15 protein-coding genes are annotated in these 16,720 nt (G+C 73.6%); 8 read left to right on the top strand and 7 right to left on the bottom strand.

Annotated elements, in window-relative coordinates; genetic code table 11:
• The first annotated feature begins 112 nt into the window (after positions 1-112).
• The 4 genes from ACFY1T_RS18470 (at position 113) to ACFY1T_RS18455 (ending at position 4,990) form a co-directional block, all read left to right on the top strand.
• Positions 113-1,540: a DUF6777 domain-containing protein gene (locus ACFY1T_RS18470; protein ID WP_390789077.1), complete on the top strand. Its 1,428-nt coding sequence runs from the start codon at positions 113-115 to the stop codon at positions 1,538-1,540.
• Positions 1,541-1,547: 7 nt separating this feature from the next.
• Positions 1,548-3,611, top strand: a complete 2,064-nt coding sequence (locus tag ACFY1T_RS18465) for a SpoIIE family protein phosphatase (protein WP_390789076.1) — start codon at positions 1,548-1,550, stop codon at positions 3,609-3,611.
• Between the two features lie 48 nt (positions 3,612-3,659).
• On the top strand, positions 3,660-4,520 hold the full coding sequence (locus ACFY1T_RS18460; protein ID WP_390789075.1) for an Fpg/Nei family DNA glycosylase: 861 nt from the start codon (positions 3,660-3,662) through the stop codon (positions 4,518-4,520).
• A 113-nt stretch (positions 4,521-4,633) separates the two neighbouring features.
• A complete protein-coding gene (locus ACFY1T_RS18455) occupies positions 4,634-4,990 on the top strand; it encodes a hypothetical protein (protein ID WP_390789139.1) in 357 nt (118 codons plus the stop codon).
• A gap of 79 nt (positions 4,991-5,069) precedes the next feature.
• Here ACFY1T_RS18455 and ACFY1T_RS18450 read toward each other — a convergent pair whose 3' ends face one another.
• Together ACFY1T_RS18450 and ACFY1T_RS18445 are read right to left on the bottom strand one after the other, a co-directional pair.
• Positions 5,070-5,534 (bottom strand): hypothetical protein, encoded by a 465-nt coding sequence (locus tag ACFY1T_RS18450; RefSeq protein ID WP_390789138.1) that lies wholly within the window; start codon positions 5,532-5,534, stop codon positions 5,070-5,072.
• A 201-nt stretch (positions 5,535-5,735) separates the two neighbouring features.
• Positions 5,736-6,275: a sigma-70 family RNA polymerase sigma factor gene (locus ACFY1T_RS18445; protein ID WP_390789074.1), complete on the bottom strand. Its 540-nt coding sequence runs from the start codon at positions 6,273-6,275 to the stop codon at positions 5,736-5,738.
• 286 nt (positions 6,276-6,561) lie between these two features.
• Here ACFY1T_RS18445 and ACFY1T_RS18440 point away from each other — a divergent pair, with 286 nt between their 5' ends.
• Entirely contained in the window at positions 6,562-7,776 is a 1,215-nt protein-coding gene (locus tag ACFY1T_RS18440) for a CapA family protein (RefSeq protein ID WP_390789073.1), read from the top strand.
• Positions 7,777-7,800: 24 nt separating this feature from the next.
• On the opposite strand, the gene ACFY1T_RS18435 is transcribed toward ACFY1T_RS18440, so the two are convergent.
• Complete coding sequence (locus ACFY1T_RS18435; RefSeq protein ID WP_366102102.1) at positions 7,801-8,262, bottom strand: universal stress protein; 462 nt, start codon at positions 8,260-8,262, stop codon at positions 7,801-7,803.
• A gap of 59 nt (positions 8,263-8,321) precedes the next feature.
• Between ACFY1T_RS18435 and lysX the strand changes: the two genes are divergently transcribed.
• Both lysX and ACFY1T_RS18425 read left to right on the top strand, forming a co-directional pair.
• Positions 8,322-11,627 carry a bifunctional lysylphosphatidylglycerol synthetase/lysine--tRNA ligase LysX gene (gene lysX, locus ACFY1T_RS18430; protein ID WP_390789072.1) on the top strand — a complete coding sequence of 1,102 codons (3,306 nt, stop codon included), beginning with the start codon at positions 8,322-8,324 and terminating at the stop codon, positions 11,625-11,627.
• A gap of 70 nt (positions 11,628-11,697) precedes the next feature.
• Positions 11,698-12,630 (top strand): polysaccharide deacetylase family protein, encoded by a 933-nt coding sequence (locus ACFY1T_RS18425; RefSeq protein WP_390789071.1) that lies wholly within the window; start codon positions 11,698-11,700, stop codon positions 12,628-12,630.
• 67 nt (positions 12,631-12,697) lie between these two features.
• Here the strand turns inward: ACFY1T_RS18425 and ACFY1T_RS18420 are convergent, their stop codons facing one another.
• A complete protein-coding gene (locus ACFY1T_RS18420) occupies positions 12,698-13,393 on the bottom strand; it encodes a class F sortase (RefSeq protein WP_390789070.1) in 696 nt (231 codons plus the stop codon).
• Positions 13,394-13,748: 355 nt separating this feature from the next.
• Between ACFY1T_RS18420 and ACFY1T_RS18415 the strand changes: the two genes are divergently transcribed.
• Positions 13,749-14,324, top strand: coding sequence for a hypothetical protein (locus ACFY1T_RS18415; protein ID WP_390789069.1), 576 nt, complete (start codon positions 13,749-13,751; stop codon positions 14,322-14,324).
• Between the two features lie 315 nt (positions 14,325-14,639).
• Here the strand turns inward: ACFY1T_RS18415 and ACFY1T_RS18410 are convergent, their stop codons facing one another.
• The 3 genes from ACFY1T_RS18410 to ACFY1T_RS18400 all read right to left on the bottom strand — a co-directional run bounded on the left by ACFY1T_RS18410 (position 14,640) and on the right by ACFY1T_RS18400 (position 16,345).
• A complete protein-coding gene (locus ACFY1T_RS18410) occupies positions 14,640-15,212 on the bottom strand; it encodes a hypothetical protein (protein WP_390789068.1) in 573 nt (190 codons plus the stop codon).
• A gap of 180 nt (positions 15,213-15,392) precedes the next feature.
• Positions 15,393-16,163 (bottom strand): hypothetical protein, encoded by a 771-nt coding sequence (locus tag ACFY1T_RS18405; protein WP_390789067.1) that lies wholly within the window; start codon positions 16,161-16,163, stop codon positions 15,393-15,395.
• 56 nt (positions 16,164-16,219) lie between these two features.
• The gene (locus ACFY1T_RS18400; protein ID WP_390789066.1) at positions 16,220-16,345 is read right to left on the bottom strand and encodes a hypothetical protein; all 126 of its coding nucleotides are present in this window, start codon (positions 16,343-16,345) and stop codon (positions 16,220-16,222) included.
• Positions 16,346-16,720: the final 375 nt, after the last annotated feature.

The raw sequence follows: 16,720 nt of genomic DNA, 5'->3' as shown, positions 1-16,720 counted from the left end.
CTGCCTCCGGTCCGCCCTCGCGCCGACCCCGCTCCCCCGCGCCGCTCCGGTTGCGACCCTCCTGCGGATGCGGCAGACAGGAGGGAGCAACCGGGGCGAAAGGGAGATTCACGTGCACGTACCGACACCTCGTCAGGCTCCACGCCGTCACACTCCGGTCCGCGCCGCCCTCTTCACGCTCCTCGGTCTGCTCGCCGCGGCCTGCGGCGCCCCCGAGGAGCCGAAGAGCGCGGCCGGTCCGGAGAGCCAGGAGGTCCTGCTCCAGCCCGTGGGCTCGGCCGGACCCGACCCCTTCACCACCACCTCGGCCACCGGCGAGTCCGCACCGGCGCAGCCTCCGCTGCCCAACGCGACCGGTCAGGGCATCCGGACCGTCAACGCGGCCACGCCCGGCCTCTACGCCGGCACCAAGCGGCTCGGCAGCTGCGACGTGGAACAGCAGCTGCGCGCGCTCACCGAGGACGAGGCCAAGGCCAAGGCCTTCGCCCAGGCCGTCTCCGTCGACCGGGCGAAGCTCCCCGAGTTCCTGCGCGGCCTGACGCCGGTCGTGCTCCGCGCCGACACCCGCGTCACCAACCACGCCTTCCGCGGCGGACGCGGGGACGCCTTCCAGTCCGTCCTGCAGGCCGGCACCGCCGTCCTCGTCGACGACCACGGCATGCCCCGGGTCCGCTGCGCCTGCGGAAACCCGCTCCAGGCGCCGCGCGCGCCGAAGGGCTCCCCGGCGCTCAAGGGCGACCAGTGGAGCGGCTACCAGCCCCACCAGGTCATCGTCATCGAACCGACCCCGCACCCGATCAAGAGCCTGGTCCTCGTCAACATCGCCGACAACACCTGGCTGGAGCGCAAGACCGGCGACGACGGCGCCCAGGACGCCACCCCTCAGCCCCTCCCCGCCTTCGACCCGGCGGACGGCATCCCGACCGGCCCCGTGACCCCGCCCGCCGCCGCCCCGGCCGAGCCGTGCGCCCCGCCCGAGACCGGCAACGACGCCGGCGCCGGGACGAACGGCCTGGCCAGGACCGCTCCGCCGGCCCCGCCGAAGCCGCCGGCCGGTCCCGGTGGGGTCCCGGCCCCCGAGGCCACGGACTGCGTACCGGCCCAGGGCGAGCAGACCGGTCCGGACCAGCAGGCGCGCCCCGACCAGCAGGTCCGGCCGGACCGCCCCGGCCAGGCTCCGCCGCAGACCCCGCAGACCCCGCAGAAGCCGCAGCGGCCCGGGCAGCCCCCGGCCGCGCCGCGGTCCGACGCGCCCCGGAACCAGCCGGGCGACGCACCCGCGGACGGCTTCGCCGAGCCGGGGCTCCCGCAGGAGGCCGACGGCTCGATGCCGCGGCGTCCCGACTCCGGTGACCCGTTCGCCCAGGGAGACCCGTTCGGCCAGGGTGACCGGTTCGGCCAGGGTGACCCGTTCGGCCGGGGCGACGACCCCTTCGCCCCGTCCGGCCAGGACGGCGGGGACGCCCCGTACGACCCCTTCGGCGGCCCGGACCGGCAGCGACCGCTCGCGGACCCGGCGGGCTCCTTGGAGCGCGCCTGACCGGCCCGTGTGTCATGGTGGATCGGTGCCGACCACCGTATCGCTGCCGGACGACTGGCCCGCACACCCGGACCGGTCGCTCTCGCTGAACCGCATGGGCAGTTTCGACTGGGACCTGGAGACCGGTCTCCTGCACATGGACGCAGCGGCCCTCGAGGTGTACGACATGACGCCCGGGGAATACGACGGCCGGCCCGAATCCCTCGGGCCGCGCGTCCCGGCCGACGAGGCGACGCGGCTCGACGCGCTCGTCTCCAGCGTCCTCAAGAGCGGCGACGACAGCTACGGCGCGTACTTCCGGATCCGCACCCAGGACGGGCAGCTGCGCTGGACGCACACCCAGGGCCGCGTCGTGCGCGCCCGCGACGGCCGCCCGTTCCGGATCATCGGCATCGTCCGCGACGCCACCGAGGAGCTCAGCCACTCGGCCGAGCGCCTCGGCCTGGACGAGGAGCGGCGCCGCCAGACCTCGGTGGTCGAGAGCACCACCGCCGCCCTCGCGCACGCCCGGACCGTACGGGACGTCATCGACGTCATCGGCGACGCCCACGGCCTGGAGCGGCTCGGCTCGATGGGCATGGTGATGGGGCTGGTCGAGGCCGGGCGGATCCACCTCGTGGCCGAGGGGCCCGCCGACAGTTTCGTACCCGGCACCCGGTACACCCGGATCGACGAGCAGTACCCGATGAGCGAGGTCGTCCGCTCCCTGCAACCGCGCTTCCTCGACTCGGCGAAGGAGTTCGCCGAGGGCTATCCCGATCTCTGGTCGAAGATCTCGTCCATGGACATCTCGGCGGCCGCGTACCTGCCGCTGATCGCCCAGGCCCGTCCGATCGGCGCCATCGGACTGCTCTACCAGGACAAGGACGGCTTCACCCAGGACGAGCGGAACCTGCTGATCGCACTGGGCAGCAGCATCGCGCAGAGCCTCCAGCGCGCGATGCTGCTGGAGCAGGAGCACGATCTGGCGGAGGGGCTGCAGCAGGCGATGCTCCCGCGCCGGATCCCCTCGGTACCGGGCGCGGAGATCGCCGTACGGTACCGCTCCGCCCGGATGGGCCAGGACATCGGCGGCGACTGGTACGACGTCATCCCGCTGCCCGGCGGCCGGGTCGGGGCCGTCATCGGCGACGTCCAGGGCCACGACACGCACGCCGCGGCGGTCATGGGCCAGCTGCGGATCGTGCTGCGCGCGTACGCCGCCGAAGGGCACGCGCCGGGCACGGTCATGGCACGGGCCTCCGTCTTCCTGCACGAGCTCGACACCGACCGCTTCGCGACCTGCACGTACGTCGAGGCCGACCTCGCCACGGGCGTCCTGCAGGTGGTCCGCGCCGGGCACATCGACCCGCTCCTGCGCACCCGGGACGGGGACTGCCGGCGCCTGCCGGTGGAGGGCGGGATGCCGCTGAGCCTGTCGGCGGAGTTCGGCCGCCTGGAGTACCCGGTGACCACCGTGGAACTGGACCCGGGGGAAACGCTCGTCCTGTGCACGGACGGCCTCGTGGAGCACCCGGGCGCGGACCTGGACGACGGGATCCAGCTGCTCACGGCGCTCGTCCGGAGCGGGCCCTCGGACCTCGCGCGCCTGGCGGACCGGCTGTGCGGGGTGATCGACGAGCGCGGCGGCGACGACGACATGGCGCTGCTCCTGCTGCGCCGCCAGGCGGAGGACGTCCCGCAGGGCGGCGGCCGCCTCCAGCAGCACGTGGCCCCGGGAGACCCGGAAGCCCTGGTCGCGGCCCGCCACATGATCGGCGCGGCGGTACGGGCGTGGGGCGCGCGGGAACGGTCCGACGAGATCGAACTGGTCGCGGACGAGCTCATCGTGAACGCCCTGATGCACACGGACGGCCCGGCCATCGTGACCCTGCGGGTCCTGACGGGCCCGCAGCGGCGCCTGCGCGTCGAGGTGGCGGACCGTTCCAGCGCCCTCCCGCGCCGCCGCGAAGCGGGTGAGTCCGGCGTCTCGGGCCGCGGCCTGATGCTGGTGGACCGCCTGGCGGACGTCTGGGGAGTGGAACCCCGGGGCAGCGGCAAATGCGTCTGGTGCGAGTTCGTGATGTCCTGAGCCCGCGCCCGGGTCGCCGGGGCGGGGGCCCAGGGGGAGGGTGGGGGTATGCCCGAGCTGCCCGAGGTCGAGGCCCTGAGGGAGTTCCTCGACGAGCACCTCGCCGGGCGGGTGGTGGAGCGAGTCCTCCCGCTCGCCGTCAGCGTGCTCAAGACGTACGACCCGCCGCTCGGCGCCCTCGAAGGGCAGCGGGCGGGGGCCACCGCCCGCCACGGGAAGTTCCTGGCGGTCCGGATCGGCGAGCTCCACCTCGTCACCCACCTGGCCCGGGCCGGCTGGCTCCGCTGGCAGGACGCCCTGCCCGACAAGCTGCCGCGTCCCGGCAAGGGGCCGCTCGCGCTCCGCGTCGCCCTGGAAGGGGGCGGAGGCTTCGACCTCACCGAGGCCGGGACGCAGAAGCGCCTGGCCGTCTACGTCGTGCGCGACCCGCAGGAGGTTCCCGGCATCGCCCGCCTCGGACCGGACCCGCTCGCCGACGGGTTCGACCGGGACGCGTTCGCCGCGCTCCTCGCGGGGGAGCGGCGGCAGATCAAGGGGGTGCTGCGCGACCAGGGCGTCATCGCGGGCATCGGGAACGCGTACAGCGACGAGATCCTGCACGCCGCGAAGGTCTCGCCCTTCAAACTGGCGGCCTCCTTCGACGAGGACCAGGTCACCCACCTGTACGAGGCCGTCCGGCGGACCCTGCGCGAGGCCGTCGAGCGGGCGCACGGCGTGGCCGCCGGGAACCTGAAGGCCGAGAAGAAGAGCGGGCTGCGGGTGCACGGCCGGGACGGGGAGCCCTGCCCGGTGTGCGGGGACACCGTGCGCTCGGTGTCGTTCGCCGACTCCTCGCTCCAGTACTGCCCGACCTGCCAGACGGGCGGCAAGCCGCTCGCCGACCGCAGGCTCTCCCGTCTCCTCAAATGACCTCCGCCTGCGTAGACTGCCGCCCCATGGCCGAGCAGCAGCAGCCGCGCCCGCAGCAGCCCCGCGCGCGCCCGCAGCAGGCGCCGCCGCCCCGGCGCGAGGTCGTCACGGGCGTGCCGCGGGGCACCCGGCGCCGCCCGCCCGCGCACACCCCGGCCCGCTCGGAGATCTCCGAGCAGACCACCCTGGGCGCCACGTACGTCCGGGCCCTGATGCGCAGTCAGCTGCGGGCCGGACTCGGTGCGCTGGGCGCCCTCGCCCTGCTCGTCGGGACGCTGCCGGTGCTGTTCACCCTGTCGCGCGCGGAGTCGGGGCCGCTGGTCTGGGTGGCGCTCGGCCTGGCGGCCTATCCGGTGATGTGGCTGATCGCCCGGTGGTACGTCACCCGGGCCGAGCGCAACGAGGCCGATTTCACCGGGCTGGTGATGGATCCGGCCGAGGCGCCGAGCATCCACCGACGGCCCGGCTGACCCCCGACCCGGCTGACCCCCGGCCCGCTGTCCGCCGTCCGCTGTGCGCAGCCTCCGGTCGGCGGGTCCGGTGTCCGCCTCAGAACAGGTGCATCGCCAAGTGCCCCAGCGGCAGGCCGAGCTGCCACGCGGGGGTCCACACCCGCGCGTTCTCGTCCAGCCCGGCCGGGGTGTCGGCGTGGCCGGTCCGGCCCGGGTCGAGGTTGGTGGCGAACAGTTCGGTGCGGTCCAGCCAGTGCCAGGCCGCCCGGGCCAGCTCCAGGTCCGGGTCCTCGCCGCCGCCGCGCTCCCGGGCCTCCTCGCCCAGCGCGAGGAACCGGGTGTCCACCCAGTCGCGCCAGGGGTGCCCGTACGCCGTGAGCGACATCCACTCGTCGAGCTGCGAGACCACCCGGATCCCGGAGAGCTGGCCGGCCGCGTCGGAGAGGTAGATCGTCAGCGCGAGCGTGTCCCGCCCGGCACGGAACTCCAGGGTACTGACCGGGATCAGCCGGCCCGTGCGCAGCAGTTCGTCGGCGATGTACTCGGCGTAGAGCCATGCCATGGGCACCGCGAGCCCGCCGTCACTGGTGCCGTTCGTACCCTCGGGCTGCACCGTTCCACCTTCTCCCGCGCGTCGAGCTTCCCGTCGTCAGCCATGAGCCTTCACCGAGCGACTCGCGGAACGTGGCATGTTTACCCAACTTGAACGCTCTGAGGCCGATTTCGATGCGTTTTGTGTCCGATCCGCATGCATTCGGTTCGTTCAGGCGCCGAGGCCGTACCCGTATCCCTGGAGGCCCTTCCTGAGGGCACGCAGGGCGTAGTACGTACGGGACTTGACCGTTCCGGCCGGAATCCCGAGCTCCGCCGCCGCCTCGGCCACCGAGCGGTCCTGGAAGTAGACCTGCATCAACACCGCGCGGTGCTCCGGCCCGAGGGAGCCCACGGCCCGGCGGACGTCGATCGCCGTGACCGAGCCGGCCACCGCGTCCTCGGGCGCGGGCGCCTGCTCAAGCCCTTCCGGGTCCACCTCCTGCGGGCGGGACAGCCGTGCCCGCCGGGCGTCGATCGCGAGCCGCCGCGCCACCGTGAACAGCCAGGGCCGCATGGAGTCGTGAGCGCTCTCCAGCACCTCGGGGTGCTGCCACACCCGCACCAGCGTCTCCTGCACGAGGTCCTCGGCGCGTTGCGAGTCCCCGGCCGTGAGTCCGAGCAGGAAGCCGAACAGGGCTCGCCCGTGGTCGCGTTGGAGCTCGGCCAGCGCCTCGGGATCCGTGCGCAGGAGGGTGGGGGAGAGGGGCACGAGTGGCTCCTTCCTGGGTCCGTTCGGCTCCGACGCACCCACCCTCACCTGCGCGGAGCGTCCCGGGAACCGTCCGGTGGCGCCGTTGCGCCCAAGCGTCCGGGTCGTCCGGTGGGCGGCCGTGCCCGGCGGTGAACGGTCGAACGGCGCGGCGAACGGCCGCCCGGGGCGCGGGGGGCGTCCCGGAGATCCCCCGGAGATCCATCGGAGCCGCCGGCCGACTGGTGACCTCTCTCCCCATGGATTACAGATAGTCAGATAGTCCTACTAATGAGAGCTGGCTCAGATGACCAAGCGCACCCGGCGGGCCCTCGCGCTCCTGTCGGCCGTCCTGCTGGCCGCGGCCGCCGCCGGCTGTTCCTCCGGCAGGGAGCCCGCGCCGGCCCGCCTCGGCGAGCCGCGCGCCCCGTCGCCCTCCACAGGCTCCGGGGCGAACTCGGCGCCGGCCGAAGGCTCCGCGAAGGGCTTCACCCTGGTCGCGTCCGGCGACGTACTGCCGCACGACTCGGTCATCAAGCGGGCGGCGGCGGACGCGGACGGCGACGGCCACGACTTCAGGCCGATGTTCTCCCTGGTCAAGCCGGTGGTCTCGGCGGCCGACCTGGCCCTGTGCCACATGGAGACCGTGTACGGGGAGGACGGCGGTCCGTTCACCGGCTACCCGGCCTTCCAGTCCCCGCCGGAAGTCGCCGACGGTCTCAAGGACGCCGGGTACGACGGCTGCTCCACGGCCTCGAACCACACCCTCGACGCCGGAGCCGAAGGACTGAAGCGCACCCTCGACAGGTTCGACCGGACCGGGCTGAAACACGCCGGTTCGGCCCGTACGGCGGCCGAGGCGGCCACGCCCACCCTCTACACGGCGGGGTCGGCGAAGGTCGCGCACCTCGCGTACACCTACGACACGAACGGCTACCCGATGCCGGAGGGGCAGCCCTGGGCGGTCAACCTGATGGAGAAGGACAAGATCATCGCGGACGCGCGGGCCGCCCGGAAGGCCGGCGCGGACGTGGTCCTGGTCAGCGTCCACTGGGGCACCGAATGGCAGACCGAGCCGGACGAGAAGCAGCTGTCGCTCGGCAAGGAGCTGACGGCCTCGCAGAGCGGCGGGCGCCCCGACATCGACATGATCCTGGGCACGCACGCGCACATCCCGCAGGCCTACGAGAAGGTCAACGGGACGTGGATCGTCTACGGCATGGGCGACCAGGTCGCGGGCGAGATGTTCAACTACTCCGGCGCGCGGGACATGCGCGGAAACTACGGCTCGATCGGCCGCTTCACCTTCGCCCCGCCGGCCGCCGCGGGGCAGCGCTGGCAGGTCACCAAGGCCGAGTTCATCCCGCAGATGATGGACCTGTCCGCCGGGAAGGTTGTCAACCTGCCCGCCGCCCTCGCCCAAGACCCCGGCGACGACGAGTACGAGAGCGCGCGGGACGCCGTCGCCGAGGCCGTCCTCGGCCGCGGCGCGGCCAAGGACGGACTGACGATGGCCAAGTAGCCGCCCCCTGTCAGGGCGCGCCGGTCACGGAACCACCGTGACCGGCCAGCGGCCCGCCTTCACCAGGCGGACCGCCACCGAGCCGACGATCCTGTGCCCGGCCTGCTCCGAGGCGCCGACCACCACCGCGTCCGCCTTCAGCTCGTCCGCCGCGCCCACCAGTCCCGCGTACGGGTCGCCGCGGAAGGTGTGGAACTGCCAGCGCACGTCGTAGACGCCCTTGACCCGCTCCGCCGCCTCCCGGATCTCGGCGACCAGACCCTCCGCGATCTCCCCGGTGGTGTCCGCCACCGGCGCGCCCAGCGAGGCCCCGGCCGGCATCACCGGCTGGACGTACACCAGCGCCAGCAGCGCGTGCTGCCGCCGGGCCAGACCCGCCGCGTACGCCGCCGCCCGCAGCGAGGACTCCGAGCCGTCCACCCCGGCGAGGATCACCTTGGGGCCGTCGGTACCGCGTTCGAATCCCGTGTTCACGTGCTCAGTCACCTCCCCACGGTATGTCCTTCGCCGCGCGCGGCGGCGCGGGCCTCCCTACAGTGCGAACCATGAGTGCCACCGTGGAGGAGACACGGGGCACCCGGAACCGCTTCCTGAACCGGGTGCCCGACGCGTTCGCCGCGTTCTTCGGAACGCTCGGACTCCTGTGCGCCGTACTGGCGCTCTCCCCGACGCTGCGGCACCTGCTCCGGCACATCGTGCGCTTCCTCGACGAGATCGTGGTGCCGGTCAGCGCCAACCTGGCCTACGCGGTCTTCCTCTTCCTGCTCGCCGCCGCGCTCGGCACCCGCAAGAAGGTCGCCTGGTGGATCGTCGTCACCTATCTGGCCCTGCTGGTCCTGGTCGACGTCCTGATCATCGCCGACGAGTACTACTGGATCGGCGGGCCCTCCATGGTCCTCGCCGTGGCCGCCCTCGGGATCCTGATCGCCGCCCGCAAGGAGTTCTACGCCGCGTCCCGGCCCGGCGCTTTCTGGCGCGCGATGCTCGTCCTGGGCCTCGGGCTGCTCGTGGCGGTGCTCGTCGGCTGGGGGCTGGTCGCCCTGTTCCCCGGCACCCTGCCCAAGGGGCAGTGGCTGGACTGGGCCGCCCGGCAGGTCTTCGGCGGGCTCGTCTCACCCCGCCAGTTCGACGGCCACCCGCCCCGCCCGCTGTACTTCTTCCTCGGCCTGTTCGGCGCCCTCGCCCTGCTGAACGCCGCCTCGACCCTGTTCCGCTCGCAGCGGCTGACCGCCGCCCTGCACGGGGACGAGGAGCCCCGCATCCGGGCCCTGCTCGGCGCCTACGGCCGGGGCGACTCCCTCGGCTACTTCGCGACCCGCCGCGACAAGGCCGTCGTGTTCGCCCCCAACGGCAGGGCCGGCGTCACCTACCGCGTCGAGGCCGGGGTCTGCCTCGCCAGCGGCGACCCGGTCGGCGACCCCGCCGCCTGGTCCGCCGCGGTCGACGCCTGGCTCACCGTCGCCCGCCGCCACGGCTGGCAGCCGGCCGTCATGGGCGCCTCCGAGGAAGGGGCCACCGCGTACGCCCGCTCCGGGCTGGGCGCCCTCCAGCTCGGCGACGAGGCCATCCTGCAGGTCGCCCACTTCGACCTCGACGGCCGCGACATGCGGGTCACGCGCCAGGCCGTCAACCGCGTCAAGCGCACCGGGGCCACCACCCTCATCCGCCGCCACTCCGTCCTCAGCGAGGAGGAGATGCAGCGGATCATCGAGCGTGCCGACACCTGGCGCGACACCGAGACCGAGCGCGGGTTCTCCATGGCGCTGGACCGGCTCGGCGACCCCGCCGACGGGGACTGCCTGCTCGTCGAGGCCTTCGACGCACAGGGCGAGCTGATCGCCCTGCTGTCCTTCGTCCCGTGGGGCAAGGACGGCATCTCCCTGGACCTGATGCGCCGCGACCGCACCGCCCCCAACGGGGTCATGGAGTTCATGGTCGCCGAGCTGTGCGCCGCCGCACCGGGCCTGGGCGTCCGGCGGATCTCCCTGAACTTCGCCGTCTTCCGCTCCGCCTTCGAGGAGGGCGGCCGGATCGGCGCCGGGCCGGTGCTCAAGCTGTGGCGCAAACTGCTGCTGTTCTTCTCCCGCTGGTGGCAGCTGGAGGCCCTGTACCGCTCGAACGTCAAGTACGGGCCCGAGTGGTACCCGCGGTTCCTCTGCTACCAGGACGCCGGCTCGCTCGCCCGGGTCAGCCTCGCCTCCGGCATCGCGGAGGGCTTCGTCTCCGTACCGAGCCTGCGCAAACTGTGGGGCAACGGGCACGCCAAGGGGCTCATCGCCCCCACCAGCACCGAGGGTCTGCCCTCCATCGAATCCCTGGCCCTCGACCTCGTCGGGATGGCGGACGGCACGGCAGCGCGGGGCGAGCGCCTGCCCGACCAGGTGCGCGTCCGCCACGACAAGATGGAGCGGATCCGGGCGGCCGGCACCGACCCGTACCCCGTGGGCATCCGGCAGCGCACCCACACCGTGGCCGAGCTGAAGGCAGCCCTCCCCGGGCTCGCGCCCGGCGCCCGCTCCGGGGAACAGGCCACGCTCGCCGGACGGGTGATGCTCGTGCGCGACCTCGGCGGCGTGGTCTTCGCCGTCCTGCGGGACTGGTCGGGGGACGTGCAGCTGATGCTCACCCGCGACGAGAGCGGCGCCGGGGCACTGGACTCCTTCACCTCCCAGGTCGACTTCGGCGACCACGTGGTCGCGAGCGGCGAGATCGGTGCCAGCCGCAGCGGCGAGCCCTCCCTCGTGGTCTCCTCCTGGCAGCTCACCGGCAAGTGCCTGCGCCCGCTGCCGGACAAGCGCAAGGGTCTCGCCGACCCCGAGGCGCGCGTCCGGCGCCGCTACCTCGACCTGGTCGCGAGCCCCGAGGCGCGGGACGTCGTACGGGCCCGCTCCGCGGCCGTGCAGGCACTGCGCCAGGGGCTGCTGGACCGCGGCTACCTGGAGGTCGAGACCCCGATGCTCCAGCAGATCCACGGAGGGGCCAACGCCCGGCCCTTCCGGACCCACATCAACGCCTACGACCTCGACCTGTACCTGCGCATCGCGCCCGAGCTGTACCTGAAGCGGCTGTGCGTCGGCGGCCTGGAGAAGGTCTTCGAGATGGGCCGCACCTTCCGCAACGAGGGCGTCTCCTACAAGCACAACCCCGAGTTCACGATGCTGGAGGCCTACCAGGCCTTCGCCGACTACGACGTGATGCTCGACCTGACGCGCGAGCTCATCCAGGGCGCGGCGACCGCCGCCTTCGGCTCTCCGATCGCCCACAAGGCGGGCCCGGACGGGAAGCTCGTCGTCCACGACATCTCCGGGATCTGGCCGGTCAAGACGATGTACGGGGCGATCGGCGAGGCGCTCGGCGAGGAGGTCGACGCCGACACCGAGGAGCACGTGCTCAGGCGGCTGTGCGACCGGGCGTCCGTCCCGCACACACCCGAGAACACCCGCGGCGACGTGGTGCTGGAGATGTACGAGCGGCTGGTGGAGGAGAAGACCAAGCTGCCCACCTTCTACAAGGACTTCCCCACCGACGTCTCCCCGCTGACCCGGCAGCACCGCAAGGACCCGCGCCTCGCGGAGCGCTGGGACCTGGTCGCCTTCGGGACCGAACTGGGCACCGCCTACTCGGAGCTGACCGACCCGGTGGAGCAGCGGCGCCGGCTCACCGTCCAGTCGCTGCTCGCGGCGGGCGGCGACCCGGAGGCGATGGAGCTGGACAACGACTTCCTGGACGCGCTGGAGTACGCGATGCCGCCGACCGGCGGCCTGGGCATCGGCGTGGACCGGCTGGTCATGTTCCTCACGGGCCTCACGATCCGCGAGACGCTGCCCTTCCCGCTGGTGCGGCGCGGCTGATCGGGTGAGGAGGAGCGCGCGCTTTCGCGCCTCTCGACATCCGCGTGGATGTCGTTGATACGTAGTAATAATGAAAAATGACGAGCCGACAGTAGGGCGACGCGTGCTCCTGCGTACCGCCGTCTTCCTCGGAGTCGCCGCGGCCTCCGGACTGCTCAGCGGCGGCGAGACCGGAGCCCCCGGCCAGAACGCGGCCGGCGGTGCACCCGGCGCAGGCCTCGGCGCCGCCCCCGGCAGCGGCCCGGCGGCCGGGCAGCCCGGACCCGGCGGAGCCGCCGGACCGGGCGGCGTCCGCGCCCTGCGACCACAGGCGCCCGGGCAGGCGGCGTACCGGCTGAGCCCCATGACCGGAGAGGCCCCGCTGCGGCCGCCCGCCGCGCGGCCCGCCGTACGGACCCGGCCCATCCTCGAACTGCCGGCCGACGCGAGCACGGCGAGCGCCATGGTGCTCACCTTCGACGACGGGCCCGACCCGCGCTACACGCCCGCCATCCTCGACACCCTCGCCCGGTACGGGGTGCGCGCCATGTTCTTCGTGTGCGGGGAGATGGCCACCGACAACCGGGACCTGCTGCGCCGGATGGCCGCCGAGGGCCACCTCATCGGCAACCACACCTGGACCCATCCGCTCATCCCCACGCTGAGCCGGCCCGCCCTCGCCTCCGAGATCGCCCGGACGAGCGAGGTCGTACAGCAGGCGGTGGGGGAGGCGCCGCAGTGGTTCCGGGCGCCCTACGGGGCGTGGAACCGGGCGGCGTTCGAGATCGGGGCCGAGCTGGGCATGGAGCCGCTCGCCTGGACGGTGGACACCCTGGACTGGAAGGAGCCGGGCACCACCACGATCGTCTCGAACGTCCTCAAGGGCGCGGCGCCCGGTGTCATCGTGCTCAACCACGACGCGGGCGGCGACCGCTCGCAGAGCGTGCAGGCGGTGAGCACCTACCTGCCCCAACTGCTGGCCCGGGGCTACCGGATGACGCTGCCCGCCCTGCCGCCCCGCTGAGGATCCTCCTCCTCGGCGGGGCGGGGCGGTGTCCGGGCGGGGCCGCGCGGCCGGGCGGCCCCGCCCTTCAGCGGGCCTCCACCAGCCGGGCGAAGACGACGACGTTGCCGTCGTAGCCACGGGCCTTGGAGTAGCCGCCGCCGCAGGTGATCACCCGCAGCTCCGCGTGCCCGTTGTCCCCGTACACCCGGGCTCCGGGGAAGGTCTCCTTGGAGAAGACCTCCACCCCGTACACCTCGAACACCGCCGTGCGCCCGTCGTACCGCTCCACCTCGATGTGGTTGCCCTTGCGCAGCGAACCCAGGCCGTAGAAGACCGCCGGGCCGCTCGCGTTGTCCACGTGGCCCACGATCACCGCCGAGCCGCGCTGGCCCGGCGAGATGCCGTTGAGGTACCAGCCGGCCAGATTCGGGTCCTGCGGCGGCGGGGCCTCGATCCAGCCCTGCGCGTCCAGCCCGACCGTCATCACCGGCGCGTCCACCTTGATGTTGGGGATGCGGATGCGCTGCACCGACGAGTGCTCCAGCGGTGCCACCTCCGCACGCGGCTGAGTCTGCTGCATCGGCTGCTCACCCTGCGCCGGCGGATTCGCCGGCAGCTGCTCGGCCGGCACCCCGACCGCCGCCGCGGCGGTCGGCTGCGGCGGCCCGTCGCCGATGTCCGCTCCGTTGCGCATCATGGCGAGGCCGCTGAGCATGACCAGTGCCAGCACGCCCCAGGGGGATCGTCTTCTCGGTGGCTGCTCGCTCTCGTCCTCGGTCATGGCTCTCCCTTCCCGACGCGGGGGTCCCGACCCGCGTTCTTGTCCCACCCCTGTACGCCCTTCCTCACGCACGCTAAGGCTGCGTGCGCAAGACGGCGATCGCTGAAGGGCGAACGGGTGGCGGGACGGCCGGAAGGGGTGCGCCCATCCAGGTATTCGTCACATAAATGCCTGACGGGTCGTGACCTGCGGATCCGTCAGCAGAGCCGCGCGCGCCTCGGCGTGTCGCTCAACCTTGCGGCCCAAAGCCGGAAATGCGCTGGTTGCGAGCCGCCCTGAGGGTTCGTCGTGGGAGGCGTTCTCGTCGATCTTCCCGGGCGACCGCTCCGGGGCGCTTCCCGCTGGAGGTTCCACCATGCGTGTTCTCCGCGCCCTCACCGTGGCCGCGGCGGCTGTCGTCGCCGTCGGGCTCAGTACCCCGTTCGCCGCCGCGAACCCGTCGGACCCACTGGGCGGAGCCCCGTTCGGCGGATCCCCGTCGGGCCAGGGCGGCAACGGCGGCAACAACGGCAACGGCGGCAACAACGGCAACGGGCCCAGCAATGTCACCGTCAACCCGTACTCCGTGCACCAGGGCTCGACGATGCAGGTCAGTGCGGCCGGCTGCCGCCACGGCGGCACGGTCTGGTCGGCCGGCAACTTTCCCCAGACGAACCTGTCGGCCGGCTCCATCGGGTTCGCCACCGTCCGGATCTTCAACCACGCCTCGCCCGGCAACCACACGCTGTCGGTCAAGTGCCACGACAACAGCCTGGTCGCCACGCACCGGTTCACCATCCTCCGGGGCAACGGCGCACAGGGCGGTATCGGCGGCTCGTTCGGCCCGTCCACCGCCGAGACCGCCATCGGGTCGAGCCTGGTCGGCGCCGCTGCCCTGGGCGCGGGCGTGCACGTGATGCGCCGGCGCCGTCCGCTGCGCGGGCGGGCCTGACGGCCGGGCCTGCCCGGTCGAGCCCTTCGCAGTCCGCAGTGGCCCGGGAACCGCCGGTCGCCCCCCCACCACCAACGGGTGGGGGGGGCCCCCCGGGGGGGGGTGCCGGCCGCCGGCCCCCGGCGGGGGGGGGGGCGGGGGGGGGGGGGGGGCCGGGGGCGCCCCGGGCGCCCCCGGGGGGGCCGCCCCCCCGCGGGCCCCCCCCCCCCCGGGGGGGGGGGGGGGGGCCCCCGGCGGTCGGTGCTCCGGGCCTCGGGCCTCGGGCGTGGTCGTGGCTGTGCAGGGCGTGCTGCCGTACGGGGCCGGCGGGCCGGGTCAGTGGCCGCGGGTGGAGGCGCGGCGGCGCAGTGCGTACGCCGTACCGCCGGCGGCCGCGAGGAAGAGGGCGGCGCCCGCGCCGAGCTCACGGGGATCCATCCCGGCCACGCTGCCGCCCAGACCGCCGCGGACTCCGAGGGAAGCGCCCCGGGTGGCCGCGGAGGCGGCCGTCGCCGTGGAGGTGGAGCTGGTGGTGGGTTTGGTGGTGCCGCCGGTGATGGTGAGGTCCGTCGAACCGGTCTCCCCGTTGCAGGTGAAGGAGACGGAGTACACGGCTCCGCGCCGGGCGTCGCGGTCCACGGTCACCCGGGCGGTCTGGCCGCGCGCGACGCTCACGGTGTCGAAGACTCCGGAGGAGACGGTGGCGTAGGCGGCGTTGCAGCCGGTGACGGAGAGCACCGTCTGGCCGCCCGGGGCGACCGTGGACGGGGTCAGGGCGAAGCCGAACGAGGTGACGGGCTGAGCCTCGGCCGCGGTCGCGGAGGGCGCGCCGAGGGCGCCGAGCGCGAGTACGGCGCTCATGGCGCCGGCGCTCAGCAGGGCGGTGGCGTTGCTGCGTATCGCACCCATGGTTGGTCTCCGGATCTCCGAGGAGCAGCCGCGGAACGGTTTCCGCACGTGGGGGGTCGTGCGCCTCGATGTCCGACACGCTAGGTCCGGGCGCGGTGAGCCGCGATCAGGAACGGGCGAATGGGGCACGGGGGTAGGCCGAACCGGGGACGGGGGGCCCGTCCCCGGTTTGCCGGACGCTCAGCCGCCGAGCGGCAGATGCGGGAACTGGGCGAGGAACGGCTCGGCGGTCGCCGCGACACCGCGGCCGAACGGTGCGTCGAAGTCCCAGATCAGGAACAGCAGGAACGCGATCAGCGCGCTGAACAGGCCCGCCAGCAGCAGCTCCCGGAACGAGCGGCGGATCTGCAGGGTGAAGATCAGGCCCACCGTCACGAGCGCCCCGGCGATCAGCCCGAACCACACCACCCCCGGCATCGTCGCCCCGGCGCTCTGGCCGCGGGCGCTGCGCGCGTCGTCCACCAGCGCGACCTGGTCCACGAGCGGCTGGTACGCCTGCCCCTCGTGGTCGGTCTGCGGGTCGTAGTCCGTGACGTCGCGCCGGATGCGCTCCAGCAGTTCCCCGCTGTGGTCGGTGAGATCGCCGTGGTCGGCCATCTCCTTCCATTCGGTGTCCACCACGTACGTCACGTACGCGTCGACGTCGGAGCGGATCCTCTTGCGCACCTCCGCCGGGTAGACCTCCGAGCGGACGCTGATCTCGTGCAGGGCCTGAGCCTCCTGGCGCACGTACTCCTGGGCGGCCCCGCGGCCCTCCCAGACACCGGCGATCGCCAGGCCCAGCACGATCGCGTAGATCACACCGATCATCATCGTCATGTACTCGATGACGTCCGGGGTCTCGTTGGGATCGTCGTCGTCGCCGATCCGCCGGTGGTTGAAGAAGGTGATGGACAGCACCACGGCGCAGGCCGCGGCCATCGCGAGGGTCAGGACGAGCCATTCCGACAAGATGACTCCCAATCGGGTCACGAGGGTGGTGTGCGGGGCAGCGGGTCAAGCCCCGTCTAGCGCGGGCGCAGCGCGACGATCGCGAGCACCGCGGGAGCCGCGGTCATCAGGGTGAAGGTCACCGGTGAGATGTGGTGCTCGGGCCGCTTCGCGGCAGCCGTGCGGTAGGCCGGCCTCGCCACCGGCTTCTTCGACGGCGGGGGCGGGGGCGGCGGTGTCACCACGGGGGCGGGCAACTTCACCTGGAGCGGGGGCGGTGGCACCGGCTTCGGCGGGGCCGGCACCGGCGGCCTCGGCTGCGGCTTCGCCTGCGGAGGGGGCGGGGGCGGTGGCGTGGGCTTCGGCGCGGGCGGAGGCGGCGGGGTCGGCTTCGGCGGGGGCGGCTTCGGTGTCGGGGTCGGCGTGGGAGTCGGGGTGGGGGTCGGGGTCGGCTTCGGCGGGCACGGCGGGGGAGGCGGGGGCGGGCAGTGGTGTCCGCCGTGCCCGTGGTGTCCGTGGTGGCCGCCGTGGCCGTTCCCGTGCCCCGGGCCGTTCCCGTGTCCCGGAAGGTGACCGTT

This window comes from Streptomyces sp. NPDC001194 (assembly GCF_042896985.1).
Lineage (GTDB): Bacteria > Actinomycetota > Actinomycetes > Streptomycetales > Streptomycetaceae > Streptomyces.
Note: the sequence above shows the minus strand (reverse complement) of the source record. Positions and strands in the feature narration are given on the sequence as shown.